The organism is Edaphosphingomonas haloaromaticamans, from assembly GCF_001853345.1.
Taxonomy (GTDB): Bacteria; Pseudomonadota; Alphaproteobacteria; order Sphingomonadales; family Sphingomonadaceae; genus Sphingomonas_E; species Sphingomonas_E fennica.
On sequence record NZ_MIPT01000002.1, the window covers coordinates 166,867 to 192,206 of the forward strand.

The window sequence follows — 25,340 nt, forward strand, 5'->3', positions numbered from 1 at the left end:
AATGCAGGCACTGCTCTATACGCTTGCGCCTGTGCTGGCGGTCGTGCTCGGCGCGATTGTCGCGAGCCGCACCAAGTTGAAACCTGGCCTCGTGGCGGGCCTACAGCATCTCGCTGCCGGCGTCGTGTTCGCGGCGGCAGCGACCGAAATCCTGCCGCAGGTCAAGCATGAGGCATCGCCCAGCGCGACGTTGATCGGCGGGGCGGTGGGCGTCGCGACCATGCTGGGGCTCAAGGCTCTTGAGGCCCGCTTCAAGGGGCCGATGGCGCTACTCGCCGCGATCGGCATCGACATTCTGGTCGACGGCCTGGTGCTCGGCCTCGCTTTCGTGGCGGGCGAGAAGGCAGGTCTCCTGCTGACGATCGCGCTCACTCTGGAAGTGTTATTTCTGGGACTGACGCTGACCGACGAGCTGGCGGAAACCTATCGCTCGCGCTTGCGCATCATCGTGATCGTCTCGGCATTGGCCCTGCTGCTGCCGATCGGCGCGCTCGCTGCCGTGCCGGTCGCCGCGCTGTCGCCGGTGATGATCGCCGGCTTCCTCAGCTTCGGGCTGATGGCGCTGCTCTACCTCGTCACGGAGGAGTTGCTGGTCGAGGCGCACGAGAAACCCGACACCCCGCTCATCAGCTCGATGTTTTTCTTCGGCTTCCTGGCCCTGCTGACACTTGAGGAGATGATGGGATGATCCCGGGCAACGACAACAATGGCGGGCAGGAGCGCCGCACACTGTGGATCGTCCTGCTGCTGAACGCGGCGATCGCTGCGGGCTTCTTCGTTTCCGGCTTCTTCGCGGACTCGAGCGCGCTGATCGCCAACGGCGTCGACAACCTGTCCGATACGGCTGTGTATGCGCTGAGCCTTGTGGCGCTCACCCGGGGCCAGACATGGAAGACACGCGCCGCGGTCGCTTCGGGCGTCATGCTGCTGATCTTCGCGGGCGGCATCTTGATCGATGTCGGACGGCGCTACGTGCAGGGCAGCGAGCCCATCGGACCTACCATGATGGTCATGTCCGCGATCGCCGGCGTCGTGAATTACCTCTGCCTGCGGCTGCTCCAGCGCCTCAAGGATCCGGACGTCAATCTCCGGGCCGCAACCACCTTCAGCTTCAACGACTTCATTTCCAACGGCGGCATCCTGATCGCCGGCGTGCTGGTGCTGTGGTTGGGTACCAATTGGCCGGACCTGCTGGTCGGCTTCGCCACCGCCATCATCGCCATCAAGGGCGGTGTCGAAATCCTGCGCGACGCGCGCGCCGAAACCAAGAAAAGCGAAAGGAGGTCGTCATGAACGACAAGCTCGAACTCGACATTCCAGTGTTGTTGCCGGACCTTCCTGACGCGGCCGATGCCTGCCTGGACCGTCTCGTATCAACCCTGTCAAAGCGCGAAGGTGTCGAGCGGGCGCATGTGATCTGTCTCGACGGCAACACGCCAGCGGCGCTGTGCATCCATTTCGATGCCGCCAAGCTGCCGCTGCCACGGTTGCGCGAAATGGTGCGCGCCGCAGGTGCCGAAATCACCGAGCGCTACGGCCATGCGATCTGGCAGGTGACGGGGATCAACCACGAACGTCGGGCGCGCACGGTCAGCGATGCGCTGTGCGCCTTGCCCGGCGTGGTCCAGGCAAGCGCCAGCACCAGCGGGTCTGTCCGGGTCGAATATGATCGCCGCGAAACCACCGAAGAGGAGGTGCGCGCTGCGCTTCGCAAGCTGAAGGTGAGGGTGGGCAAGCGGGTCGCTGCCGATGAACATGCCGGCCACGACCACGGCCCCGGGGGCCACGGCGCGGGCGAAGAGAAGCACGGCCCCGGCGATGGCCACGACCATAGCCACGCCGAATTTCTCGGCCCCAATACCGAGCTGATCTTCGCGCTCGCCTGTGGCGCGCTGCTGGGGATCGGCTACGCGATCGAGAGGCTGGTCGCTGGCGCGCCCGAATGGCTGCCGACCGCCTGCTATATCGCAGCCTATTTCTTCGGCGGATTCTTCACGCTGCGCGAGGCGATCGACAACCTCCGGATGAAGAAGTTCGAGATCGACACGCTGATGTTGGTCGCTGCGGCCGGCGCCGCTGCGCTGGGCGCATGGGCCGAAGGTGCGCTGCTGCTGTTCCTGTTCAGCCTCGGCCATGCGCTTGAGCATTATGCAATGGGCCGCGCCAAGAAGGCGATCGAGGCGCTGGCGAAGCTCGCGCCCGAAACCGCGACCGTGCGACGCGGCGGGCAGACCAGCGAAATCCCGGTCGAGCAGATGGTCGTCGGGGACATTGCCATCGTCCGCCCGAACGAGCGCCTGCCTGCCGACGGCTTCGTCATCAAGGGCACCAGCGCGATCAACCAGGCCCCGGTCACGGGTGAAAGCATCCCGGTCGACAAGGTGCCGGTCGCAGATGCCGCAGCGGCACGCGCCAAGCCCGATGCAGTCGACGCGGAAAGCCGGGTTTTTGCTGGTACGATCAACGGCGGCGGCGCGATCGAGATCGAGGTGACACGCCGTTCCAATGAAAGCGCGCTTGCCAAGGTCGTGAAGATGGTGAGCGAAGCGGAGACGCAGAAGTCGCCGACGCAGCGCTTCACCGACCGGTTCGAACGGATCTTCGTGCCCGCCGTCCTGGTCCTGTCAGTGCTCCTGCTGTTCGCATGGGTGGTCGTCGACGAGCCGTTCCGCGACAGCTTCTATCGCGCGATGGCGGTGCTGGTGGCGGCAAGCCCGTGCGCGCTCGCGATCGCAACGCCGAGCGCGGTCCTGTCGGGCGTTGCCCGTGCAGCGCGGGGCGGCGTGCTCGTGAAGGGCGGTGCACCGCTCGAAAACCTCGGGTCGCTCAAAGCGATCGCTTTCGACAAGACGGGCACGCTGACCGAAGGTCGTCCGCGCATCACTGATGTCGTGCCCGTCGATGGCGCCGATGAAGGCGAGTTGCTGGCGCTGGCTGTCGCCGTCGAAGCGTTGAGCGACCATCCCCTGGCCCAAGCGATCGTCAAGGACGGCCGCGAACGTCTGAACGATCGTGCCGTGCCGACTGCCGGCGACCTCAAGAGCCTGACCGGTCGGGGCGTCACCGCGAGCGTGGATGGCGAGACGGTGTGGATCGGCAAGGCCGAGATGTTCGGAAGTGAGGGCATTCCGGCGCTGGGGCAGGGCGCGCAGGACGCAATCGCGAAGCTGCGCGAGAACGGCCGCACGACAATGGTGGTCCGCAAGGGGGACCGCGACCTGGGCGCGATCGGCCTGATGGACACGCCTCGCGAAGCTGCCAAGACCGCGTTGCGTCGGCTGCACGAGATGGGCGTGTCGCGGATGATAATGATCTCCGGCGATCACCAGAAAGTCGCCGAAGCGATCGCCGACGAAGTCGGGATCGACGAAGCGTGGGGCGACCTCATGCCCGAAGACAAGGTTGCCGCGATCAAGAAGCTCGCCGGCGAAGACAAGGTCGCGATGGTGGGCGACGGCGTGAACGATGCGCCGGCGATGGCAAGCGCCACGGTCGGCATCGCGATGGGCGCGGCGGGGTCGGACGTTGCGCTGGAGACAGCCGACGTGGCGCTGATGGCCGACGATCTGGCGCACCTGCCATTCGCAGTCGGTCTTAGCCGCCATACCCGTGGAATCATCCGGCAGAACGTCTTCGTCAGCCTGGGTGTCGTCGCCTTCCTGGTGCCTGCTACCATCCTCGGCCTCGGCATTGGGCCAGCGGTGGCGGTTCATGAGGGATCGACGCTGCTCGTCGTCATCAATGCGCTCAGGCTGCTCGCCTACCGCGATCCGGCAGGGAAGGCGGCATGAAGTGGCTGATCGCCTTCGACCTCGACGGCACGCTTGCCGAGAGCAAGCGGCCGTTATCGGAGGATATGGCCGCAATCCTCGCCCGATTGCTCGCCATCACGGATGTGGCGGTGATCTCGGGCGGGGACTGGCCGCAGTTCGAAAAGCAGATCGCCTCGCGCCTTCCTGCCGGCGTCGCGCTCGACCGTCTCTGGTTGATGCCGACCACAGGCACGAAACTCTATCGGTTCATCAATGGCGCTTGGCGCGCGGTCTATGCCGAACTGTTCGACGACGCGGAGAAGGCGAAGATCCGCACGGCCTTCGATCAGGCGCTGACCGATGCCGGTCTCGCCGACGAACGTATCTGGGGCGAACGGATCGAGGACCGGGGCAGCCAGATCACCTTTTCGGGCCTGGGGCAGGCAGCGCCGCTGAAGGAAAAGGAAGCGTGGGATCCTGACCGAAAGAAGAGGACCGCGTTGCAGGCCACGTTGCGCGCGAAGCTGCCGGAGCTCTCGATCAATCTCGGTGGCACGACATCGATCGACGTGACCAGAGCAGGGATCGACAAGGGCTATGGCCTGAAGCGCCTGAGTGCCGAGAGCGGTGTCCCGCTCGACGGGATGCTGTTCATTGGGGATGCGATATTCCCCGGTGGGAATGACTATCCCGCTGCTGAAATCGGCCTCGACACAGTGAGGGTGCGCGACGTCGCGGAAACCACCGCCGTCGTGACCGCCATCATCGCGTGTCTGCACCGATAGGATCAAGATACATGGTCGGCTCCATCGCGGAATGCCGCATTGTCAAAGCTCTGGCTTCTGTCGCTTAGGGCAGCGCTTCCTAAAACGAAAAGAAGGCAATGTGCGCGTCTCCGCGAACAAAGCCTCCAGCGATCAATCTAAGAGATTCCGCCGCGCTTCTCAATCGTAGGGGGCGTTTGCGGGAGGGGGCGGAATCCTACGCTAAGGATTTGGGCCAGCGATATTCCCCGGTTAGATTGATGTGTTCCCATCCCAACGGCGAGACGTGGGCGAGTAGATCAGGCTCGATATGGGTACCGCTGGCGGCCCGGGTATTGACGACCTCGCCGAGCTTCATGGTGTTCCAGAATATGATGATGGCGGCGAGCAGGTTCATTCCGGCGATGCGATAGTGCTGGCCTTCGCCGGATCGATCCCGGATTTCACCTCGGCGGTGGAAGCTGATGGCGCGCTTTAGGGCGTGGTGGGCCTCACCCTTGTTGAGGCCGATCTGAGCCTGGCGCTGGAGGCCGGCATCAAGAATCCAGTCGATCATGAACAGGGTTCGCTCGATGCGGCCCACCTCTCGCAATGCGAGGGCCAGCTCATTCTGGCGCGGGTAAGAGGCGAGCTTGCGAAGAATCTGGCTGGGGGCGACGATCCCCGCTGCGATCGTCGCCATGATGCGCAGGATGTCGGGCCAGTTGCGCTCGATGAGCGGTTCATTGATCTTACCTCCGACCAGCGCTCGCACATTGGCCGGCGTCGCGTTGGGCGTGAAGGCATAGAGTCTTTTCTGAGGGAGATCGCGGATACGGGGGGCGAACCTGTAGCCGAGCAAGGCGCAGGCGGCGAACACATGATCGGTGAAGCCGCCCGTGTCGGCAAAATGCTGGCGAACGCGGCGGCCCGCGTCATTCATGAGCAGCCCGTCCAGGATATAGGGAGTCTCGCTGACCGTTGCCGGGATCACCTGGGTTGCGAACGGCGCATATTGATCGGACACATGGCTGTATCCCTTGAGGCCCGGGACGTTGCCATATTTCGCGTTGATCAGATTCATCGCCTCGCCCTGCTCGGTAGCAAGGAAGAACTGCCCGTCGCTGGATGCCGATTGCCCTTGTCCCCAGAAGGCGGCCATGGGCAGGGCGGCGTGGGCCTCCACGATCATGGCGAGCGCCCGATCATAGGCGCTGCCTTCGACATGCCAGCGCGCGATCCGCAGCAATTCCCAGAAGCTGTGCGTGTTGGTCGCCGCCGCCATCTTGCGCAAACCGAGATTGACGCCTTCCGCCAGCAACACGTTCATCAGGCCGATCCGGTCGCTGCAGGGCGCGCCGGTGCGCAGATGCGTGAACGCCTCGGAAAATCCGGTTCGCTCATCGACTTCCAGCAACAGATCGGTGATCCTCGCGGGCGGGAGCTGTTGATAGAGATCGAGCACGAGATCCTCGGCCCCTTCGGGCGTGTCGGCCCTCAGCTTGTCGATGTGCAGCTTGCCGTTCTCGATGATGCCGCCTGGGATCGTGCCGGTTCGCGCCGCGCGGCCAAACTCCTTCAGCCGTGTATCCAGTCGAGCCCTGCGCTCGGCCAGCCATTCGCCGGGCCGCAGCGGCACGGCGAGCCGCGCGGTCTGCTCTATCGCCTGTGGCGGGACCAGAAGCTGCTTGAGGTCGCCATAGCGGCGCGATCCCGCCAACCATATGTCACCGGACCGGAAGGCGTCGCGGATGTGGAACAGCACCGCGATTTCCCAAAGCCGGTGGTCGCCGCTGGGCTCAGCGCGAAGATGACGATGCCATTTCGAGTTGGGACGTAGAAAATCCACCGGCGGATCGACCTTGATCCCGTTACGCAGCATCGCAACGGCCGCCAGAAGAGGCGTGGCGATCGGCGCCGCCTGCATGTCGAGCAGGCGCAGCATCCTGGGCGCGTAGAGGCGGAAACGGTGATAGCCGTCCAGCACACGGCTGAGCGGGTCGGCCGCGAGCACGTTGGTCAGCGCGGAGGCCGTGGCGACAAGGGTTCTGAACCGTTCCCAGCCAGGCCCGGTGGCGATTATCCCGTCCAGGGCCGTGCCATCGTCCTGCGCTCCAAGCAAAGCACCACCGATTTCGGCAAAGGACTTCAGCGTGTCCCGAACGGCCGCCTTTTCGTCGGCGATCCTGGTGTTGCAAAGGCGTTCGGAGGCCCGATAGAGACGGCCTACGATGCGATCGTGGGTCTCCACGATGACATCGGCCAGCGATGACCGCCATTCCAGGGTGCAGACAGCGAGGATCGCAAGCCGCCTGTCTTCGGGCAGATCACGCATGCCGTCGGCGTAATAGCGCTCGCCCTGCCGGCGAAGCCGGGTCACACGATGCGCCGGCACGCCGTCCAGCAAATCCGCCGGAAGATCGAACCTTTGAAGATATTCCAGTCGATCCATCAGCCGGTTAGCGGCTGCTGAATTTGCGCCAACCTCGAACTGTCGCAGCCATACGAAGCGCGTGACGCGACCATCCACCGTATCCTCCAACAGGTGAGCCAAATTCTCGCTCAGGGTTGGCGTGATGCGATGGGCGATAAGATCCTCGATCCGGCGCTCGGCCTCAACCAGCGCATCGGCGCAAAGGCGCTCGATCGTCGAGGAGCCGGGAAGGATCGTGCGGGTGCGGCGACACTCCGCAACGAAGCGACGGGCAAGATCCTCATTCGATGTCGCCGCCTCGGCTTCCCGAGCGATCCATTCGCGCAAATCCCGTGCGCCCCGCCCCGAAAAGGAGCGATAGCCGTAGATTCGGCGAAGGTCCGCCAGATGCTCGTGCCGGGTCTCCTCGCGCGCGGCATAGAGGAGTAGATCGTCGCTGGTCAGGCCGAGCTGGGCCGCGATGAAATCCGATACCTGCGCCGGGATCAACTCGCCAGGAGCGAGCACCCGGCCCGGGTAGCGCAGGACGCACAGTTGCAGCGCGAAGCCAAAACGATTGTGGGCGCGCCGGCGCTGGCGGATATGCCCGAGATCCTCATCGCTGAGGGTATAGTGCCGCAGCAGCTCACCTTGATCGACCGGCAAGTGAAGCAGCGCCTCGCGCTGTCGATCGGTCAGGGTCACGCGACGCGGCATACATGCTCCTTATTCTTTCCGAGCTACGGTTTGAGATAGCTTGATTGAGATGCTGGTTAAGATACACAATAGCCCAATCTTATGTGCTCATGTTCGTCACCGCCTCAAACCTTCGTTTGTGATCCATGCTGATCGGCTACGCCCGCGTGTCCAAAGCCGACGGCTCGCAGTCGCTCGACCTGCAGCACGATGCCCTTCGCGCTGCCGGTGTCGAGCCAGGCAATATCTATGATGATCGTGCATCCGGTAGCCGTGATGATCGCCCCGGTCTTGCCGCCTGCCTGAAATCGTTGCGCGACGGCGATGTCCTCATCGTTTGGAAGCTCGACCGGCTCGGCCGAACGCTCACCCACCTGGTCAGCACGGTGCAGAATCTGTCGGATCGCGGTTTCGGTCTGCGGGTGCTCACCGGCAAGGGCGCGCAGATCGACACCACGACGCCATCGGGCCGGATGGTGTTCGGCATTTTTGCCACACTGGCGGAGTTTGAGCGGGATATGATCCGCGAGCGCACCATGGCTGGCCTGGCCGCTGCCCGCGCGCGGGGACGCAAGGGTGGCCGCAAGTTCGCCCTCTCCAAGGCCCAGGTGCGGCTCGCTCAGGCTGCTATGGCCCAACGCGACACGTCCGTTTCCGACCTCTGCAAGGAACTCGGGATCGAGCGCGTCACTCTCTACCGCTATGTCGGTCCCAACGGGGAACTCCGGGATTACGGTCAGCGCGTGCTTGCTGCCAAAACGCGATGATGATGACGGGAGCCCCGATCAAACTTACCCAAGCGGACGCCGCAGACGTTGCAGACCTGTACAACCGTTGCAGCGACTATTTCCTGTTGCAGGACGGGGCCGCGCCCACGCTGGACGATGCTCGCGAGCTTTTCTCCGATGTGCCGCCCGAAAAGAGCGCCCATAATCAAGCTGTCCTGGGATGGAAGGGGCCTGGCGGCCTATATGCAATCGCGGCCATCCTCCGCGATTATCCGCGTGATGGCACATGGTATCTCGGCTTCATGATCGTAGATGCCGCACAGCGTGGTCGTGGCGTCGGACGCTCAATTTACTCGACGGTCGAAAGCTGGGCCGCTGCGAGAGGTGCCACAGAGATTCGGTTGGCCGTGCTGGAAGCGAATGAAGCGGCAGAGCGATTTTGGCGTTCTCTCGGCTTCATTGAGTATCGGCGCGTTGGGCCAGACACCTTCAAAATGCGTAGCCATCGCCGGATAGAACTGAGCCGTCGCCTTTCTGGCGCGACCGTAGAAGGCAGCAACAAGTAAGATCTCGCGCCGGCTATCTGGGCGAGCTTGGCGTAGGATTCCGCCCCCTCCCGCAAACGCCCCCTTTCAGGGAAGGGGGCTTGAGATCGCCTTGATGGCCTTCAATCCCGTTCCAAAACGAGCGATCGCGTCCCTGTTTCTCTCCAGCTCGCCATAGGGCAGATAGGCGAAGTCGAGATCGGCAATACGGCTGAAAGCCGGGCGACGGAGTTGCGCGCGAACGTCCTGCTCGCGCGCATTCGGTGCGACCAGGAATAGCCCGGCGGCAGCGTGCAGATCGCTCCCCGACAGCGCCAGATCGAGCATGCGCACGATCCCCGAGTAGATCGAGGTCGAATGTTCAACCTCGAACGCGGCGGCGACGCCGTCGCCACCCTTCGCCAGCCACAACACGTCGATGAGGCGGATCGAGTCCGCTCCGGGAGAGGTCGCAATTGCGTCTGGAAGGCGCTCGAGGCATCCCTGTCCAAGCGGGCAGCCAGCGTGAAGTCGACCGCGGTCATTGGCGGCGATCCACACATCGTAACCGAGGGCATGGCCGAGGTCGCGCAGCCAGGCCTGGATTTCGGCGTGCGTGCGATCGGTTTCGCCCTGCGCGGCGGCTGTCTTGTCGAGCCGGCTTGCCTCCGCTCTGGCATGTTCCAATCTGCCGAGCCAGTCGTCGGCCGCCGTTGCGTCATCCTCCAGCGGTGGCGCGGGATAGCGGCCCGAGCCAATGTCGAACAACAGTCCGCCGATCGCGCCGAGATCGTTGGAGAGCAACTCGCGGTAACGGTCGTTGAGGTCGAGGATGCCGGCGCGCATGGCGAGAAAATGATCCCATGACCCGAGCTTCACCTTGGCGCCGGTGACGGCATTGTAGCCCTTGACGATCGCGGTATTGAAGGGCGGCACCAGCGTCGGGTGAAGGAAATAGAGCAGGTTGGCCGCCGCCGGCCCCAGCCCCTTGATCTTGAGCGCGTCTATGCTGCGGATGTGGCTGATGATCTCCTCGGCGGTATCGCAGCACGAGCAATTGTCGAGCAGGCGACCGAACGCCCGCTGGTTGTCCGGGCTTTCGTAGATGTCTGGAATGCGCAGCTTGGGCTTCCACAGCCAGGCATGGTCGGCGCCCTTGAAGATCTGCCGCTGTTCGGCGATCGAGTGGACAACCGTTTCCAGTGACGAGCCGCGATAGGCGACGCCGAACCGCCCACTTTCGATTTCTGCGACCACCTGCTGCAGCCCGCGACGGATGGAGCGGAAGTTTTTCAGCCGTTCGTCCCACAGAAACCAGGAGCGATAGGTGGCGCCGGGATCGTCTCGCCAACGACGGACAAGCTCGCTCACGAGATCATGATGTGTCGCGGGTAACAAGGTCATACTGGCTGGGTCATCTAAACTGGGCTCCTTGCCGTTCAGGCTATCGCGAGCAAGGGCGGCTTGCACGTTCAATGTGCGATCCGCGAAGCGTGCTCAAATTGTCGGTGATCGCGCAGGGAAACGCCGCTGGCATTGGGCGTTGCCGGTCGCAACCGTCGACCGGGCGCACAGCCAGGCAGACGGCCGGCACGGGCGTCGCCGCCCGGGAGCGGCGACGCAACCAGCTTTTTCCGGTCGAACTTAGCGGATCACTGCTTTGCGATCGCGGTGACCTCGCCATCGCTGCCCTTGAGCGAGAGGTCGAAATCGACCTTGTCGCCGACCTTGACCGCATCGGTGATCGACGGCGCGGCCTTGAACGCCATCGTCATCGCGGGCCACTTGGCCTCCGGGATCGGACCATGATCGAGCGTGATCGTGCCTGCCGCCTTGTCGATCGCGGTGACGGTGCCATGGCCCTTGGCCTTGATCGCGGCGTTCGCGTCAGGCGCCATCGACATGTTGCCCATGTCGCCGCTCATGGTCGCGGCGGGCGCCGCCTCGTTGGTCTCAGTCGCAACGGGGGCCTCCGCCTTCTTGCCGCACGCGGCAGTCAGGGCGGCGAGGCCGAGGGCAATGGTCAGTCGTGCATGGTTCATCGTCTTCTCCTTCATGATGAAACGGGTTGAGGGATGGGATCGGTCTTGGGCCGGCGCAACAGCAGATAGGCGGCGGGCAGGACGAACATTGAGAGCAAGGGCGCGGTCAGCATGCCGCCGATCATCGGCGCGGCAATCCGGCTCATGACCTCCGAACCCGCGCCTGATCCCAGCAGGATCGGCAGCAGGCCGGCCAGGATCACCGCCACCGTCATCGCCTTGGGACGGACGCGCAGCAGCGCGCCTTCGCGCACGGCGGCCTCGACTTCGGCGGCGTCCGGATTTGCGGTGTGCTCCGCCAGCGCGTTCTTGAGATAGATCAGCATCACCACCCCGAACTCGGCGGAGATGCCGGCGAGCGCGATGAACCCGACCCCGGTGGCAACCGACTGGTTGAACCCCAGCAGATAGAGCGTCCAGATGCCGCCGGTCAGCGCGAACGGCAGCGTGCCCATGATCAGCGCAGCCTCGTCGAAGCGGCCGAAGATCAGGTAGAGCAGCACGAAGATGATCAGCAGCGTCGCGGGCACGACCAGCTTCAACCGGTCGACTGCGCGCTCGAGATATTCGAACTGGCCCGAATAGGCGATGCTGACCCCCGGCGAGAGCCGAACCTGTCTCGCCACCGCGCGTTGCAGATCGCCAACCACCGAGGCGAGATCGCGCCCGCGCACATCGACATAGACCCAGGTCGAGGGCCGGGCATTCTCGGTCTTGAGCATCGGCGGCCCTTCGGCGATCGTGACATTGGCGACCGTGCCGAGGGTGATCTGCTGGCCCGCGGGCGTCAGGATCGGTAGCCCCCGCAGCCCGTCGAGGCTGTCGCGCAATTCGCGCGGATAGCGCACGCTGATCGGGTAGCGGGCGAGGCCCTCGACCGTCTCGCCGATCGTCTCGCCGCCGATCGCGCCGGAGACGATGGCCTGGACGTCGGCGATGTTGAGCCCGAACCGCGCGGCGGCGGCGCGGTCTATGTCGACATCGACATAGCGTCCGCCGGTCAGCCGCTCGGCGAGCGCCGAGCTGACGCCGGGCACGCTCCTGGCCACGGTCTCGACATCATGCGCGATGCGGTCGAGCTCGGCGAGGTCACTGCCCGACACCTTGACCCCGATCGGGCTCTTGATGCCCGTCGCGAGCATGTCGATGCGGTTGCGGATCGGCGGCACCCAGATATTGGCGAGACCCGGAAGCTTCACCCGGCGATCGAGCTCGTCGACAAGGCGTTCGGGCGTCATGCCCGACCGCCACTGGTCGCGGGGCTTGAATTGGATCGTCGTCTCGAACATTTCGAGCGGCGCGGGATCGGTCGCGGTCTCGGCGCGGCCGGCCTTGCCGAACACGCTTTCGACTTCGGGCACGGTCTTGATCAGGCGGTCGGTCTGCTGGAGCAGCTCACTCGCCTTGGCGGCCGAGAGGCCCGGCAGCGCCGAGGGCATGTAGAGCAGGTCGCCCTCGTCGAGATTGGGCATGAACTCGCCGCCGAGCCGGCTGAGCGGCCAGGCCGTGGTGGCGAACACCAGAGCCGCGATCAGCAGCACTGCCTTGGGCCGCTTCATCGTCCAGTCGATCGCGGGCCGGTAGATATTGGTGAGCCAGCGATTGACCGGATTGGCCTGCTCGGCCGGAATGCGGCCCCGGATCAGCCAGCCCATCAGGATCGGCACCAGGGTCACCGACAGGATCGCGGCCGCGCCCATCGCATAGGTCTTGGTGAAGGCGAGCGGCGCGAACAGCCGGCCTTCCTGCGCCTCCAGGGTGAAGACCGGAATGAACGACAGCGTGATGATCAGCAGGCTGAAGAACAGCGCCGGCCCGACCTCGGCCGCCGCCTCGGTGACGACGATCCAGCGCATCTCGCCATCGAGATGTCTGTCCGGGTGATCCTGCTCCCAGCGTTCGATCCTCTTGTGGGCGTTCTCGATCATGACGACCGCCGCATCCACCATCGCGCCGATGGCGATGGCGATGCCGCCCAGCGACATGATGTTGGCGTTCACCCCCTGGAACCGCATTACGACGAACGCGGCCAGCACACCGAGCGGCAAGGTCAGGATCGCGACCAGCGCCGAGCGGACGTGCCAGAGGAACAGGGCGCAGACCAATGCGACGACGATGAACTCCTCGACCAGCTTGCGGGTGAGGTTCTCGACCGCGCGATCGATCAGCTGCGAGCGGTCATAGACCGTGACCACCTCGACGCCCGGCGGCAGGCTTTTCCTGAGATCGGCGAGCTTGTCCTTGACCGCCGCGATGGTCTCACGGGCGTTCTTGCCTGACCGAAGAATAACGACGCCGCCGGCGACCTCGCCTTCGCCGTTCAGTTCGGCGATGCCGCGCCGCATCTCGGGGCCGACCTGGATCGTGGCGACATCGCCGAGCCGGACGGGCACGCCGCCCGCCGCAGTCTTGAGCGGGATTGCCCGGAAATCGTCGAGCGTTTTCAGATAGCCCGAGGCGCGGACCATATATTCGGCCTCGGCCATTTCCAGCACCGAGCCGCCGGCTTCCTGATTGGCTTGGCTGATCGCCTGCACTGCCTGGGCGTGGGTTACGCCGTAGGCCGCGAGCTTCACCGGATCGAGCAGCACCTGGTACTGCTTGACCATGCCGCCGATGCTGGCGACTTCGGCCACGCCGGTCACGGTCTTCAGCTCGTAGCGCAGGAACCAGTCCTGCAACCCGCGAAGCTGCGAGAGATCGTGCCGGCCGGTGCGGTCGACCAGCGCATATTCATAGACCCAGCCGACCCCGGTCGCGTCCGGCCCGAGCGCGCTGCGGGCGCTGGCCGGCAACCGACCCTGGACCTGGTTGAGATATTCGAGCACGCGGCTGCGCGCCCAGTAGAGATCGGTGCCGTCCTCGAAGATCACATAGACGAAGCTGTCGCCGAAGAAGCTATAGCCGCGCACCGTCTTGGCGCCGGGCACCGACAGCATGGTGGTGGTGAGCGGATAGGTGATCTGGTTCTCGACGATCTGCGGCGCCTGACCCGGATAGGAAGTGCGGATCACGACCTGCACGTCGGAAAGATCGGGCAGCGCGTCGATCGGGGTCGAGCGCACCGCCCACAGGCCCGCGCCGACCAGCGCGAGCATGCCGAGCACGACGAAGAAGCGGTTCCTCACCGACCAGCGGATGAGATGGGCGATCACTGGCCCGCCACCTTCGCCATATGCCGCAGCGTCGGTCCCGTCGGGGGCCGGTCGAACCCGAACCGGACCCGGTCACCCGCCTTGAAGCCGCGCGCGATGCCCGGATTGGCGAGCGCGAAGGTCATCGTCATCGCCGGCCAGTCGAGCGCGGGAACGGGCTCGTGGCTGAGCGTCACCGAATTGGCCGTGATCCGCTCGATCTTGCCCGTCGTCTCGTACAGCGTGGCTTTCGACGCCGGCGCGGCGATGGTCGCCGATGCCGCACCGCCGCCGATCGGCCGCGCCTCGATTCCCGACAGGCTCGCCTCGGAATCGATCAGGAACTGCCCCGAGACGACGACGTTCTCGCCGGGCGACAGGCCGGCAAGGATCTCGGTCTCGCCGCCTGCCTCGCGGCCGATGCGGACCTCGGCGGGATGATAGCGCCCGTCGCCTGCGGCCAGCATGACGAGCGTGCGCCTGCCCGTGCGGATCACCGCTTCGCTCGGCACCAGCAGCGCCGGCTTGGCATCGCCGCCAAGCGCGACGCTGGCGAACATGCCCGGCCGCAACCGGCCGTCCCGGTTGGGCAGCTCGATCCGCACGGTGAGCGTGCGGCTGTCGGCCTGCGTGGTCGGCAGGATCGCGATCACCCGGCCGGCGAAGCGCTCGCCGGGGAAGCCCGCCAGCGTGGTGCTGGCATTCTGGCCGACCCGGACATCGCCCGCGCGCGCTTCGGGCACCGCGGCATTGAGCCAGACGGTGCCGAGCCCGCTTACCTGGGCGAGCGTCTGGCCCATGGCGAGCGTCACGCCGGCACGGGCGTCGAGCGTCTGGATCGTGCCCGAGATCGGCGTCGTGATCGTCACCACGCCGTTCGGGCGTCCGCTCCGCTCGACGCTGGCGATGAGGCCGTCGGACATGCCCATCAGCCGCAGTCGCTGGCGCGCGGCCGCGGTGAGGTCGGGCTTGCCGAGCCGCCTGACGCTCAGATATTCGGTCTGCGCGCCGCCCCATTCGGGCAGGAGCAGGTCCGCGATCGGCGCGCCGGCGCGGACCACGTCCCCGGGCGCTCGCGCATAGACGCGGCTCACGAACCCGCCCGAACGCGCCTGGATGACGGCGACGTCGCGCTGGTTGAAGTCGATCGTGCCGGTGACCTCGAGGGCCGAGGCAAGGCTGCCCATCTTCGCCGCGACGACCCGCAATCCCAGGCTCTGCCGCGCGGCGGGATCGACGGCGACCGTGGGGGCCGCGCCGGCGCTTCCTCCGTCCGCGTATCGCGGCACGAGCTGCATATCCATGAAGGGCGACTTGCCGGGCTTGTCGAACTTCTGGTTGGGGAACATCGGATCGTACCAGTAAAGGACTTTGCCTGCCCCGGCGGGCGTGGTCGCCTCCGATTGCGGTGCCTGGCGATGGCCAGCCCAATAGCCTGTGCCGCCGGCCAGCAGCGCGACAGCCAGGATCGATGCGCCCCAGCGCAGCGCGGATTTATCGAGCGTCATGGCCGCTCCTCCCCATAGGTGATAGTGATGCGGACCGCGTCGCGCGCGACGTCGGCTTCGCGGTTGAGCGCCTCGACCTCGGCCTCCGCGAGCCCGAGCGTCGTGAGCAGCGCGGCGCCAAGGTCGAGCTTGCCGGCGCCATAGCTGTCGCGGTCGAGCTCGGCGCGGTGCCTGGCGAGTGGCACCAGCGTCTCGCGGGCATTGCGCAACCGGGAGAGATGCATGGCATGGTCTGCGAGATCGGCGTCGAGCTGCGCCACCAGCTCGCGGCGGATCGCCTCGCGGTCGAACCGACCCCCTTGCGCAAGGCTCTCGCTTGCAGCGATCCTGGGGTTCTGGCGCTTGCCGGCGAACAGCGGCAGGTCGATCGACACGCCGACCGAGGCCATGTCGCCGTACATGGGATCGCGCCGGCCATAGGTGACGCCGACCTTCCAGTCGGGGCGCTTGTCGGCGCGCGCGAGACGCACGTCCGCTTCGGCGACTGCGATCCGCGCGTCCTGCGCGCGCAGGGCGGGAAGCGCATCGATTTCGGCCCGCAGCCGGATCGGATCGACATCGAGCATCGGCGGGTCGCCCGTCGCCTGCGGGTCGGGGTCGCCGGTATAGCGCGCGAGCCGGGCCCGCGCCTGCGCCACCACCGCAGCCATCTCGGCGCGGCGATCGGCGATGGCGGCGCGGAGCTGGTCGGGCTCGAGCGCCTGGCTCGGGCGCGCGCTGCCCGACGCCAGGCGTGCGGTCACGGTCTTCTGCAGGTCGTCGAGGCTGGCATCGAGCAGGTCGAGCTGCCGGAGCCGGCGTTCTCCATAATAGAGATCGACCCAGGCGAGGGCGGTCTCGAGCCGCACGTTGCGGCCTTCGACCAGCTCGCCTGCCTCGGCGATACCGATATCGGCCGCGGCGCGCGCGGCGCGTGCATGGCGCTTGGCGAGATTGGGGAAGGTCTGGCTGAACCCGATCGTCGCCATAGTGAAATCGTCGCGCGTGAAGCTGCCGGCATTGGGGCCGCTCACCGGGAAGTTCTGCAGGCCCAGGTCGAGCGTCGGATCGGGCAGGCGATCGGCCGCGACCGCCGAAGAGCGGGCGCCGGCTGTCGCCGCCGCGCGCGCCTTGAGGCTTGGCGCGTTGGCGGCAGCGAGCCTCACTGCCTGCTCGTAGGTGAGCGGGCCGGCCGACACCGGCACGGCCCAGGCGCTCGCAAGCGTCGCACCGATAGAGAGCAACAGGCGTCGCACAGCGCGCCTCGGCATCATGATCATGGATATCATCCCCTCATGACAGAGGCGGCGCGCCAAGATGTGACGCGCCGCTCCGGAGCGGGTTTAGCCCTTGTCCGACCTGACTGCGCCGCGCATGCAGTCGGCGGCGCTTGCCTGCATCATCGCGCAATCGCAGCTGGCCATGTCCCGGCTGTCGGGCACCCATATGCGGACACGCGCAGGGCCAGTCGCCCGCGGACCATATTGCGGCGCCGACCGCCATTCCCAATGGCCTTGCGGCGTGCGGCTCGCGTCGGTTGCAAGCGCAGGCGCGGCGAGACTGAGGGCCGCCACAAGGGCGGCCGGAAGCAGTTTGATCATCACGAAAACCTTTGACTGAAAAGAAGGAAACCGGGCGCGCACGCATCGATCGATGCGCGCAGCCCGTGCTCGTTCAATCAGGCAAGGCTGGTGGGAGGATCCGGCTCGGGCGCAACCGCCTTGCCGGTCAATATCGTGTCGGTCGTCCAGAAGCTGGGCGCGTCGTAGAGACGCGCAGGCGCAACGCCGCCTGCCAGGTCCGCTGCGACCAGCGGGATCACGCACCCCATCGCGGCGATGCAATCGAGCGTCAGGCCCTTGCAGGGCTTTTCGCTGGGCGCAGGCTGCTGCTTGGCCATCATCGCCATGCAGTCCGCATCCATGCCCTTGGCCAGCGGCGCGCCTGCCGCCTGCGGCACGCTGTGCGCGGCCGCCATCTGGGCTCCGAAGAGACCGGACAGCGCTCCGATGACGAGCAGGAGGGCGAGCAGGCGTTTCACGGGCCTCGATATCTAGCGGGTTTCGCGGGCGCAGCCAACCAAAGTCTCGCGCCGCGCGGATTTTGAAGTGCTGACGGCTGATTCCGTCAACTCCGCGTCAATAAAGATCCGGCCCGGGGAAGAAGATCGGCTGCGGCCTCTACGTATATCGAGGCTGGACCCGGGACCGTAGTCCCAAGCCTGAAGAGACGCTCTTCCCCTCGGCAAAGTCCGGGCGGTGGCTTACCATCCAAGGAGGTGAATATGGTCAGAAAAACTCTCATGGTCGCGCTTGCCGGCATTTCGATGCTTGCTGCCGTCCCCGCTATGGCCCAGGGCATCGGGCACAGCCTGTTCATGCGCGGCTCGATCGTCGACACGGGCAGCAACGGCACGGTCGTCTGCATCGGCAAGGCCGATGGCGCCGAGGTCGGCCAGAAGCTCGAGGTCTATCGCGTCGTGACCCATCCGGGTCCGTCCAAGGGCGTGGCGCCGACCTATCACCGCCAGCTCGTCGGCCATGTGACGATCGACCATATCTTTGACGATCACTTCGCGCACGTGTCCGTCGCCGACGGCACGCCTGCCAGGCACGACATCGTCGAGCTTCGCAAGAACTGACAAGCCGGTGGCCCGGCGGCACGGGCTGCCCTGCGACGCGTCGGGGCAGCGGGCCGCCGGCGACGAGGAGACCGTTCGGGGTCAAAGCGAAACCGCTTGACCCTGGACCATGGTCCAACCGGCATGATCGAGCGGATGACATGGGCAATTTCAAGATCGGCGAACTGGCCGCGGCCGCAGGCGTGGGGCGGGATACGATCCGCTATTATGAGCGGATGGGCCTGCTGCGCGAGCCCGCGCGCACGGCAGCGGGCTACAGGCTCTACGACGCGACCGACCTCGAGCGCGTCAATTTCATCCGCTCGGCGCAGGAGCTTGGTTTCACACTCGAACAGGCCCGGCAGCTGCTGGCGCTCAGGGCGTCGGACACCGCGCATGCCCAGGCCGTGCTCGATATCACGCTTGCCAAGATCGCGGACGCCGAAGCCCGGCTCGAGCGCCTGTCGGATATCCGCGACATGCTGCGGATGCTCGCCGACGAATGCCCGGGCGAAGTGCCGGTCTCCGATTGCCCGATCCTCGCCTTCCTGACGGCGCGGCGGAAAGACCAGCAGCATAACAAGAAACATCAGGCAGCGCAGGACGAACGATCACCACGAGCGAAAGGGGTTTTGTCATGAAGAAAATGCGTTTGATCGCCGTCCTCACGCCGGCGCTGCTTCTAGGCGCCTGTGTGACCACGCGGCCGACCTCGGCGCAGGTCGAGAGTTGCCGGGCGATGGAGGGCAATATGGGTCTCCAGACGCCGCATGATCATGGCGAGATGAAGGGGCAGGGGCGCAACCCGATGAACCTCTCGCACGACCGGTGTCTCCGGATTCTGCGCAGCGCGCAATGAGCCGGTCCGGACGCCAGGGATGGCGCCCGGACACAGTTTTCAAGCCAAGGAGCAAAGCCATGATCGACCATGCGAAGAAAGCCCTTCCACTTGTCGGCGGAAGCCTGTTGCTGGCGCTCGCGCTTTCGGGCTGCGACCGCCAGGCCGACCAGACGGTGCCGCCCGCGGCGAACAGCGTCGCCGCCACCCCGGTCCTGACCGACAGCGGCAACGCTGCAGACGCGGCGCCGATGGACGCGATGAGCAACCAGGCCGAGATGGAGCGGCATCACCGTCAGGCGATGGACCATGACGCGATGCGCGCCGGGGCCGGCAACCAGACCGCGCCGGCACCCGATCCCGCGCCGGGCAATGCGGCGATGCCGATGAAGGATATGTAGGCTCGCACACTAAGGGGATGAGGATGTCCAGGCGGATCAGCCTTCGACGCTTGAGCCTCGGCTGCGCAATCGCTCTCAGCCTGTCCGCGAGCGCGGGCGCGCAGGAGGGCGAGGATCATGCCGCGCATCATGGCGCAGGCATGCCGGCCGGCGGGGGCATGTCCGCACCGGCAGAGCCGGGGTCGTCGGACATGGCGAAGATGATGAACCCCATGATGGATCGCATGATCAATGGGGAAGGGGAGAATGAGCACGGCCACGAATCGCGCCGGACCGGCTTCATCTCGCAGCTGCTCGCCTTTCCCGCGCTTGACGAAGCGGCAAGGCAGCGGGTCGCTGCGCAGGCCGGCGAACGGGTAAGCACGGGTCTGGCGATGATCAACGCCGCCTCGGCCGACGGCGCGCGTGCGACCACGGTCTCGGCCCGGCTCGATGCGGCGCGGCGCCTGCGCGAGGGAACCGACCTGTTCCGCTCCGGCACCGCCGCGCAGGGCGCGATCGGGGGCTTGCAGCCGCCCCGGGAGGTCGGGCTTGCCTGGCTGCGCGATCAGCTCGACATCGACCAGGCCGCGCCCGGCCATGCCGATCACTGGTTCGGCATCTCGCCCTCGCACCTCCTTCTCATGCTGTTCCTGGGGCTGGTGAGCGCCACGCTTATCGCGCTGCAGATCTTCCGCCTGCGGCGGATCGGGGCGATCGCCGGCGGTGTCGCCACCGCCAAGGTTCCAGCAAAGCCGGAGCCGAAGGCTGCCCCTCCCGCTACCAGGGTTGCGCCCGCGCCTGCACCCGTTGCCGACAGCGCCGGGCTCGCGCCGAGCAATGCGGCCGCACCCGCTGGGGCGTCGCTGCGCAAGCCCAAAAGCTGGGCGGGGCAGCTGCGCGTGGTCCAGATCGTGCGAGAGACGCCGAGCGTGCTGACCTTCCGGCTCGCGGACCCGACCGCCGACCGGCTGCCGTTCGACTTCCTGCCGGGCCAGTTCCTGCAGGTCGAGGTAGAGCCCGAAGCGGGCAAGACCGCGCGCCGTTCCTACACGATCGCCTCTTCGCCGACCCAGCGGGCCTATGTCGAACTGACGGTCAAGCGCGAGGAGCAGGGCGTGGTCTCGCGATACCTGCACGACAAGGTCGTCGCCGACGATCTGCTGAAGGTCAGCGGACCGTTCGGCGCCTTCACCTTCACGGGAACGGATGCCCAGAGCATCGTGCTGATCGCGGGCGGGGTCGGCATCACCCCGATGATGTCGGTGCTGCGCTATCTCACCGACACCGCGTGGAAGGGTGATATCTTCTTCTTCTACGGCGCACGGTCGACCGAGGAATTCGTGTTCCGCGACGAGCTCGAGCGGCTCGAACGCCGTTTTCCCAACCTCCATGTCGTCGCCGCGATGCAGCGCGCGCCCGGCACCGTCTGGATGGGCCCCGAAGGGCCGATCACGCGCGAGATGATCCTGGCCGCGGTGCCGGAGATCGCGAGCCGGCGCATCCATATGTGCGGCCCGCCGGCGATGATGGGCGCGATGCGCGGCGTGCTGGCGGAACTCGGCGTCCCCGAAGCGCAGCTGCACACCGAGGCGTTCGGTCCGGCCTCGCTGCCGGCCGACCACGAGGATCTCGAGGTCAAGCCCGCGCCCCCGCCAGCGGATAAGCCGGCCCCGAGCGCCGAGGTGGCGCCGAGCACGGTGACCTTCTCCGTGTCGGGGGTGTCGGCGGCCTTGCCCGCGGACGAGACCGTGCTGGAGGCGGCCGAGGGCGCGGGCGTCGAGATCCCCTATGCATGCCGTGCGGGCACATGCGGCGCCTGCGTGGTCAAGCTGCTGCAGGGCGAAGTGACGATGGAGGTCGAATCCGGCCTTGCGCCCGCCGACAAGGCGCAAGGCTATGTGCTCGCGTGCCAGGCGAAGGGGACGGGCACGCCGCTCGTGGTCGAAGCCTGATGCGCGAACGCAGCGACATTGCCGTGGGCCTGCTGGTCGCGTTCCTGCTGCTGTTCCCGTTCGGCTATCTCGTGCATGTGTCGCCCCGCTTTCCGGGTAGCCTGGCCGGCGGGATCATCGGGATCGCAGCGCTCGTGCTGATGCTGCTGACGCTTCCTTATGTCGCGGCCAAACACATCGCCTGGGTCGACAAGGCGCTCTCCCGGGTCGTCAGCAAGCCAACCCTGCTCGCCATCCACATCTATGCCGGCGTGCTGGCGCCGATCCTGGGTCTGGTCCACGCCGCGCACAAGCTCGAAAGCCCGGTCGGCCTGCTTCTGACCGTCCTCCTGCTGATGACGGTCATCACCGGCTTCATCGGCCGCTACCTGCTTGCCCAGCTTGGTCGGGCGCTGCGCGGACGCAGGTCAGAACTGGCCTCGCTTCGCGCCGCCTTCCTCGAGGNGCCGGCGGCGCCGACGCAGGCCGATACCGCAGCCCCGCCGCTGTCGGGCTGGAAGCGCTATCTGTTCGTCGCCGGGGATGCGTCCGCGGGCCAGCGCCCCCAGGACAAGGCGGGGATCGCCGCAGCGCTGGCCGATACCGAATTCGCGATCCGTGCCGAAGAGGCAACCAACACCCTGTTCGCGCGGTGGCGGTTCCTGCACATCCTGCTGGGCTGTCTCATCTTCGCGCTGCTCGCGCTCCACGTCGGCGCGGCGATCTATTACGGGCTGCGCTGGCTATGAGCTGGCAGCGTCTTTCCTACGCCGTCTTCATCGCAGCCCTGCTGGTGATGGTCGCCGCGGTCGCGATCCGGATGCGATCGGACGCGCCGAGGGATGCCGGCCTGGTGGCGCAGCTCGTCTCGCCCGGCCCGCTCTCGAGCGCGCACCAGTCCTTTGCCGGCCAATGCACGGCCTGCCACACGCCGGGCAAGGGCGTCGAAACCCGGACCTGTCTCACCTGCCATGCGGGCACCGATTTCGGGACGAAGCAGTCGACGCAGTTCCACGCGAAAGCGACGCAGTGCACCTCCTGCCACGTCGAACATGAGGGAGAGCGCGGCATCATCCGCATGGATCACGCCGCGTTGCTCGACATGGCGAAGTGGCGGCAGCCTTTGGCGGGCATGTCGACAAACACTCGAAGCCTGACCCCCGAGACCGCGCTCAATTGCGCGAGCTGCCATGCGTTCCGCGATCCGCACCAGGGCCTGTTCGGCACCGACTGCGCGAGCTGCCACAAGACCGACAGCTGGAAGATCGCGAATTACCGCCATCCATCGGTCAATTCGACGCAGTGCGCCGAGTGCCACAAGGCGCCGCCGAGTCACTTCATGGAGCATTTCAGCATGGTCTCGCAGCGCGCAGCCGGATCGAAGGCGCGCGTCGACCAATGCTATGCCTGTCACGCCACCGACAGCTTCAACAATATCCGCAAGCGAGGCTGGTATGATCACCATTGAGGCCGACTGGCTGAGCGCCTTCTTCCGGCTCGCGGTGATCGGCCTGGAACTGGCGGGCACGCTGACCATCCTGGTCGGCGCGGGGCTCGCAACCTTTCTGTTTGCGCGGCGGGCGAGGGCGGGCGACCGAACCGAGGCCTATAGCGCGTTCCGCTCGGCGCTCGGCCGCAGCATCCTGCTCGGCCTGGAATTTCTGGTCGCCGGCGACATCGTCAAGTCGCTGGTGATCAACCCAACGCTCGACGATCTCATCGTTCTGGCCGGGCTGGTGCTGGTGCGGACCTTCCTGAGCATCTCGCTCGGGGTCGAGATCAACGGCCACTGGCCCTGGGAGGAAACCCGGATGGCGCGGGAGAAGGCGCGTGCGGCGTCGGATGGGTCGCCTGCGACGGCTGAGGCCGCCGGATGCGGCACAGCGCTCAAGGGATAGCAGATGGGAGGTGCATGATGATCGAGAGACGCGAATTGCTGATGGCCGGCGCCGGCCTTGCCGCCGCCGGAACGCTGGCTGTGCCGGCGGCGGCGCAGCAGCATCGAATGGAAGGGATGGCGATGTCGATGACGGACTGCATCGACGATTGCGTGGCTTCGCACCGCATGTGCCTGGAAACCGCCGCTTGGCTGACGAAGCAAGGCGGCGCGTCAGCTACGGCGTCGCTGATCGCCATGCTGAACGACTGTGCGGAACTGTGCCAGGCGACCGCCAACTCGATGCTGCGGGAATCTGCCCTGCACCGCATCGTCTGCCGCGCCTGCGCCGACGCTTGCGAGCGCTGCGCCGAGGAATGCGGACGCCATAGCGCGGACCAGCGGATCGCGCGTTGCTCGGCCACCTGCAAGAAATGCGCGGCGAGCTGCCGAACGATGGCGGACATGTCGAGCTGAGCGGCGCGCTTCGCACGTGCCCCACATAGTCACGTTCAGGCCAGAGCCCCCGGTCACAGCTTGTGTGTCCGACAACTACGCCAGGACAGCGATCATGGCACGTGGCACAAAGTCCGAGTATCCGGCAACGGCGGAAATCATCGCACCCGCCATCGCCGGAGCCTTCCGTGCCGCCACCCGATAGTCGGGTAATGCCGAGCACCATCTTTACGATTGCGTGAACGCTCCACGGTCGATCTGTATTGGAGAAGTCAGTGTCAACCGCCGAATTTGTCAACCGGCTACCCGAATTGCTCCGCCCCAATCCAGCAAGGGTAGTGATCAGACCCTATATGCCGTCGACGGAAACCTATAAATATGCGGTACCGGATCAGCCACGTGCGCAGCGCATCGCCGACCGCGTCCTGGCGCTCGACCCAGCATCGCTCCACGATGAGTTGCAACGCATTCTTGATGATTTCTCGGGAAGGCATCGTGAGGTTCCGTCCCTGTTTTTGCGGCGGTTCCACGAGGTTGATGGCATCATCGTCTGTGATTGCGAGGTCACCCATGAACAGGCGCTCTTGATCGGTGCCCATTTTTGCAACGAATATTCCTATGAGGCAGCAGCGCTTTTCAATCCGAGCATCGTCCTGCATCCTGATCAGTCTGCTGTACCTGAAAACTCTCTCCGATTCATTCTTTCCCTGCGAGGCGTGGGCGAGGGGCATATCTCCTCCGTCACCTTTCGCACCGGGTTTTGCGCCGCGGACGGAACCATAGCAATCAATCCTCCGAGCCCCATGCCGCTCGTGCTGGAGACTGAAAACATCTCCGGCGAGGACGGGCCGGACGCGGGCATTCGGATCAAGTGCGATGGCAGCCACGATCTCTCGGAGATCGTGATCTTTCCGACAACCCCCAGCCAGCGTGGTGGCATCGAAGACCTTCGCTTGGTCCGCTTCCTGGACGACGATGGCCGAGCCACCTATTTCGGTACATATACGGCATTTAGCGGCCAGTCCGTCCGGCAGGAGTTGTTGTCCACGCCGGACTTCCGGACATTCGAACTCAGACCGCTGCGTGGGGATGCCACCGGTAGCAAGGGCATGGCGCTTTTCCCCCGACGCATTGCCGGGCACTTTGCCATGCTTGGGCGCGAGGATAACGAAAATATCTGGTTCCTGACGTCCGCGGACATTCACGACTGGAGTGGCGGAGCGAAAGCCATCGAACCTCGCTGGCCTTGGGAGTTTGTCCAGATCGGTAATTGCGGATCGCCGATCGAGATCGACGAAGGCTGGCTGGTCGTAACTCATGGAGTCGGCGCCGTTCGGAACTATTGCATCGGGGCGTGCCTGCTGGACCGTGACGATCCCTCGAAGCTGCTGGCGCGGACGAAGCTACCGCTTTTGCGGTCGGACATGGATGAGCGCGAAGGTTATGTGCCAAACGTAGCCTACAGCTGCGGCGCGATGGTACATAATCGGGTGCTGGTACTGCCTTATGCCATTGCTGACAGCTTCACCACTTTTGCCACTATTCCTCTCGAGCGTCTGCTGGCCGCCATGGATTAGTCACTGTTGCCGACCTGTCCTGCTCTCGAGTCCGAACCATAGTTAGAGCCCGATCGGAAATTAAGTTGAGTGGTATCAGCAGGTTAGCTTGACGGCTGAGCCTGTCGTTGATTCAGGGGTTTCGCCAAAAACTGCCGTGG

General features: G+C 65.7%; 23 protein-coding genes. 16 read left to right on the forward strand and 7 right to left on the reverse strand.

Features of this window, described 5'->3' with window-relative positions; genetic code table 11:
* Position 1 precedes the first annotated feature (1 nt).
* Genes BHE75_RS22150 through BHE75_RS22165 form a run of 4 tightly spaced genes read left to right on the forward strand, consistent with a single transcriptional unit; the run spans position 2 to position 4,537 of the window.
* Positions 2-688, forward strand: coding sequence for a ZIP family metal transporter (locus BHE75_RS22150; RefSeq protein ID WP_070936354.1), 687 nt, complete (start codon positions 2-4; stop codon positions 686-688).
* Complete coding sequence (locus tag BHE75_RS22155; RefSeq protein WP_004212885.1) at positions 685-1,293, forward strand: cation transporter; 609 nt, start codon at positions 685-687, stop codon at positions 1,291-1,293. Before BHE75_RS22150 ends, BHE75_RS22155 begins: the two co-directional genes overlap by 4 nt.
* The gene (locus tag BHE75_RS22160) at positions 1,290-3,791 is read left to right on the forward strand and encodes a heavy metal translocating P-type ATPase (RefSeq protein ID WP_004212886.1); all 2,502 of its coding nucleotides are present in this window, start codon (positions 1,290-1,292) and stop codon (positions 3,789-3,791) included. Before BHE75_RS22155 ends, BHE75_RS22160 begins: the two co-directional genes overlap by 4 nt.
* A complete protein-coding gene (locus BHE75_RS22165; RefSeq protein ID WP_004212890.1) occupies positions 3,788-4,537 on the forward strand; it encodes an HAD-IIB family hydrolase in 750 nt (249 codons plus the stop codon). The genes BHE75_RS22160 and BHE75_RS22165 overlap by 4 nt, the downstream gene beginning before the upstream one ends.
* Before the next feature lie 196 nt (positions 4,538-4,733).
* On the opposite strand, the gene BHE75_RS22170 is transcribed toward BHE75_RS22165, so the two are convergent.
* Positions 4,734-7,625, reverse strand: coding sequence for a Tn3 family transposase (locus BHE75_RS22170; RefSeq protein ID WP_070936356.1), 2,892 nt, complete (start codon positions 7,623-7,625; stop codon positions 4,734-4,736).
* Positions 7,626-7,750: 125 nt separating this feature from the next.
* Between BHE75_RS22170 and BHE75_RS22175 the strand changes: the two genes are divergently transcribed.
* Both BHE75_RS22175 and BHE75_RS22180 read left to right on the forward strand, forming a co-directional pair.
* Positions 7,751-8,371 carry a recombinase family protein gene (locus BHE75_RS22175; protein ID WP_070936357.1) on the forward strand — a complete coding sequence of 207 codons (621 nt, stop codon included), beginning with the start codon at positions 7,751-7,753 and terminating at the stop codon, positions 8,369-8,371.
* A 2-nt stretch (positions 8,372-8,373) separates the two neighbouring features.
* A complete protein-coding gene (locus BHE75_RS22180; protein WP_011607966.1) occupies positions 8,374-8,898 on the forward strand; it encodes a GNAT family N-acetyltransferase in 525 nt (174 codons plus the stop codon).
* 66 nt (positions 8,899-8,964) lie between these two features.
* Here the strand turns inward: BHE75_RS22180 and BHE75_RS22185 are convergent, their stop codons facing one another.
* The 6 genes from BHE75_RS22185 to BHE75_RS22215 all read right to left on the reverse strand — a co-directional run bounded on the left by BHE75_RS22185 (position 8,965) and on the right by BHE75_RS22215 (position 17,560).
* Complete coding sequence (locus tag BHE75_RS22185) at positions 8,965-10,227, reverse strand: hypothetical protein (RefSeq protein WP_007683327.1); 1,263 nt, start codon at positions 10,225-10,227, stop codon at positions 8,965-8,967.
* 281 nt (positions 10,228-10,508) lie between these two features.
* The gene (locus tag BHE75_RS22190) at positions 10,509-10,913 is read right to left on the reverse strand and encodes a copper-binding protein (RefSeq protein WP_007406376.1); all 405 of its coding nucleotides are present in this window, start codon (positions 10,911-10,913) and stop codon (positions 10,509-10,511) included.
* The gene (locus tag BHE75_RS22195) at positions 10,910-14,053 is read right to left on the reverse strand and encodes an efflux RND transporter permease subunit (protein ID WP_016746446.1); all 3,144 of its coding nucleotides are present in this window, start codon (positions 14,051-14,053) and stop codon (positions 10,910-10,912) included. The genes BHE75_RS22190 and BHE75_RS22195 overlap by 4 nt, the downstream gene beginning before the upstream one ends.
* Positions 14,050-15,540 (reverse strand): efflux RND transporter periplasmic adaptor subunit, encoded by a 1,491-nt coding sequence (locus tag BHE75_RS22200; RefSeq protein WP_037512039.1) that lies wholly within the window; start codon positions 15,538-15,540, stop codon positions 14,050-14,052. Before BHE75_RS22200 ends, BHE75_RS22195 begins: the two co-directional genes overlap by 4 nt.
* Complete coding sequence (locus BHE75_RS22205) at positions 15,537-16,799, reverse strand: TolC family protein (RefSeq protein ID WP_029548875.1); 1,263 nt, start codon at positions 16,797-16,799, stop codon at positions 15,537-15,539. Before BHE75_RS22205 ends, BHE75_RS22200 begins: the two co-directional genes overlap by 4 nt.
* Before the next feature lie 398 nt (positions 16,800-17,197).
* The gene (locus BHE75_RS22215) at positions 17,198-17,560 is read right to left on the reverse strand and encodes a hypothetical protein (RefSeq protein ID WP_007406428.1); all 363 of its coding nucleotides are present in this window, start codon (positions 17,558-17,560) and stop codon (positions 17,198-17,200) included.
* A 261-nt stretch (positions 17,561-17,821) separates the two neighbouring features.
* Between BHE75_RS22215 and BHE75_RS22220 the strand changes: the two genes are divergently transcribed.
* The 10 genes from BHE75_RS22220 (at position 17,822) to BHE75_RS22265 (ending at position 25,200) form a co-directional block, all read left to right on the forward strand.
* Entirely contained in the window at positions 17,822-18,160 is a 339-nt protein-coding gene (locus tag BHE75_RS22220; RefSeq protein ID WP_007406371.1) for a hypothetical protein, read from the forward strand.
* A gap of 140 nt (positions 18,161-18,300) precedes the next feature.
* On the forward strand, positions 18,301-18,780 hold the full coding sequence (locus tag BHE75_RS22225) for a heavy metal-responsive transcriptional regulator (protein WP_007406417.1): 480 nt from the start codon (positions 18,301-18,303) through the stop codon (positions 18,778-18,780).
* A complete protein-coding gene (locus BHE75_RS22230) occupies positions 18,777-18,998 on the forward strand; it encodes a hypothetical protein (RefSeq protein ID WP_007406426.1) in 222 nt (73 codons plus the stop codon). The genes BHE75_RS22225 and BHE75_RS22230 overlap by 4 nt, the downstream gene beginning before the upstream one ends.
* Before the next feature lie 59 nt (positions 18,999-19,057).
* A complete protein-coding gene (locus tag BHE75_RS22235; protein ID WP_007406382.1) occupies positions 19,058-19,378 on the forward strand; it encodes a hypothetical protein in 321 nt (106 codons plus the stop codon).
* A gap of 23 nt (positions 19,379-19,401) precedes the next feature.
* Positions 19,402-21,312, forward strand: coding sequence for a 2Fe-2S iron-sulfur cluster-binding protein (locus tag BHE75_RS22240; protein ID WP_030089529.1), 1,911 nt, complete (start codon positions 19,402-19,404; stop codon positions 21,310-21,312).
* Positions 21,312-22,040: a hypothetical protein gene (locus tag BHE75_RS22245; RefSeq protein WP_070936360.1), complete on the forward strand. Its 729-nt coding sequence runs from the start codon at positions 21,312-21,314 to the stop codon at positions 22,038-22,040. The genes BHE75_RS22240 and BHE75_RS22245 overlap by 1 nt, the downstream gene beginning before the upstream one ends.
* On the forward strand, positions 22,037-22,759 hold the full coding sequence (locus BHE75_RS22250; protein ID WP_007406380.1) for a hypothetical protein: 723 nt from the start codon (positions 22,037-22,039) through the stop codon (positions 22,757-22,759). The genes BHE75_RS22245 and BHE75_RS22250 overlap by 4 nt, the downstream gene beginning before the upstream one ends.
* A complete protein-coding gene (locus BHE75_RS22255) occupies positions 22,746-23,189 on the forward strand; it encodes a DUF1622 domain-containing protein (protein ID WP_007406411.1) in 444 nt (147 codons plus the stop codon). The genes BHE75_RS22250 and BHE75_RS22255 overlap by 14 nt, the downstream gene beginning before the upstream one ends.
* A 14-nt stretch (positions 23,190-23,203) precedes the next feature.
* Entirely contained in the window at positions 23,204-23,644 is a 441-nt protein-coding gene (locus tag BHE75_RS22260) for a four-helix bundle copper-binding protein (RefSeq protein ID WP_015449267.1), read from the forward strand.
* 254 nt (positions 23,645-23,898) lie between these two features.
* Positions 23,899-25,200: a glycoside hydrolase family 130 protein gene (locus tag BHE75_RS22265; RefSeq protein ID WP_438830636.1), complete on the forward strand. Its 1,302-nt coding sequence runs from the start codon at positions 23,899-23,901 to the stop codon at positions 25,198-25,200.
* The last annotated feature ends 140 nt before the right edge of the window (positions 25,201-25,340 follow it).

Bases quoted from the DNA above. Each gene is read 5' to 3' on its own strand.
- BHE75_RS22240 (WP_030089529.1), top strand. From the start codon at position 19,402: ATGTCCAGGCGGATCAGCCTTCGACGCTTGAGCCTCGGCTGCGCAATC.
- BHE75_RS22170 (WP_070936356.1), bottom strand. From the start codon at position 7,625: ATGCCGCGTCGCGTGACCCTGACCGATCGACAGCGCGAGGCGCTGCTT.
- BHE75_RS22255 (WP_007406411.1), top strand. From the start codon at position 22,746: ATGATCACCATTGAGGCCGACTGGCTGAGCGCCTTCTTCCGGCTCGCG.
- BHE75_RS22230 (WP_007406426.1), top strand. From the start codon at position 18,777: ATGAAGAAAATGCGTTTGATCGCCGTCCTCACGCCGGCGCTGCTTCTA.
- BHE75_RS22260 (WP_015449267.1), top strand. From the start codon at position 23,204: ATGATGATCGAGAGACGCGAATTGCTGATGGCCGGCGCCGGCCTTGCC.
- BHE75_RS22205 (WP_029548875.1), bottom strand. From the start codon at position 16,799: ATGATCATGATGCCGAGGCGCGCTGTGCGACGCCTGTTGCTCTCTATC.
- BHE75_RS22225 (WP_007406417.1), top strand. From the start codon at position 18,301: ATGGGCAATTTCAAGATCGGCGAACTGGCCGCGGCCGCAGGCGTGGGG.
- BHE75_RS22160 (WP_004212886.1), top strand. From the start codon at position 1,290: ATGAACGACAAGCTCGAACTCGACATTCCAGTGTTGTTGCCGGACCTT.
- BHE75_RS22250 (WP_007406380.1), top strand. From the start codon at position 22,037: ATGAGCTGGCAGCGTCTTTCCTACGCCGTCTTCATCGCAGCCCTGCTG.
- BHE75_RS22165 (WP_004212890.1), top strand. From the start codon at position 3,788: ATGAAGTGGCTGATCGCCTTCGACCTCGACGGCACGCTTGCCGAGAGC.
- BHE75_RS22175 (WP_070936357.1), top strand. From the start codon at position 7,751: ATGCTGATCGGCTACGCCCGCGTGTCCAAAGCCGACGGCTCGCAGTCG.
- BHE75_RS22235 (WP_007406382.1), top strand. From the start codon at position 19,058: ATGATCGACCATGCGAAGAAAGCCCTTCCACTTGTCGGCGGAAGCCTG.
- BHE75_RS22150 (WP_070936354.1), top strand. From the start codon at position 2: ATGCAGGCACTGCTCTATACGCTTGCGCCTGTGCTGGCGGTCGTGCTC.
- BHE75_RS22220 (WP_007406371.1), top strand. From the start codon at position 17,822: ATGGTCGCGCTTGCCGGCATTTCGATGCTTGCTGCCGTCCCCGCTATG.
- BHE75_RS22155 (WP_004212885.1), top strand. From the start codon at position 685: ATGATCCCGGGCAACGACAACAATGGCGGGCAGGAGCGCCGCACACTG.
- BHE75_RS22180 (WP_011607966.1), top strand. From the start codon at position 8,374: ATGACGGGAGCCCCGATCAAACTTACCCAAGCGGACGCCGCAGACGTT.
- BHE75_RS22200 (WP_037512039.1), bottom strand. From the start codon at position 15,540: ATGACGCTCGATAAATCCGCGCTGCGCTGGGGCGCATCGATCCTGGCT.
- BHE75_RS22190 (WP_007406376.1), bottom strand. From the start codon at position 10,913: ATGAAGGAGAAGACGATGAACCATGCACGACTGACCATTGCCCTCGGC.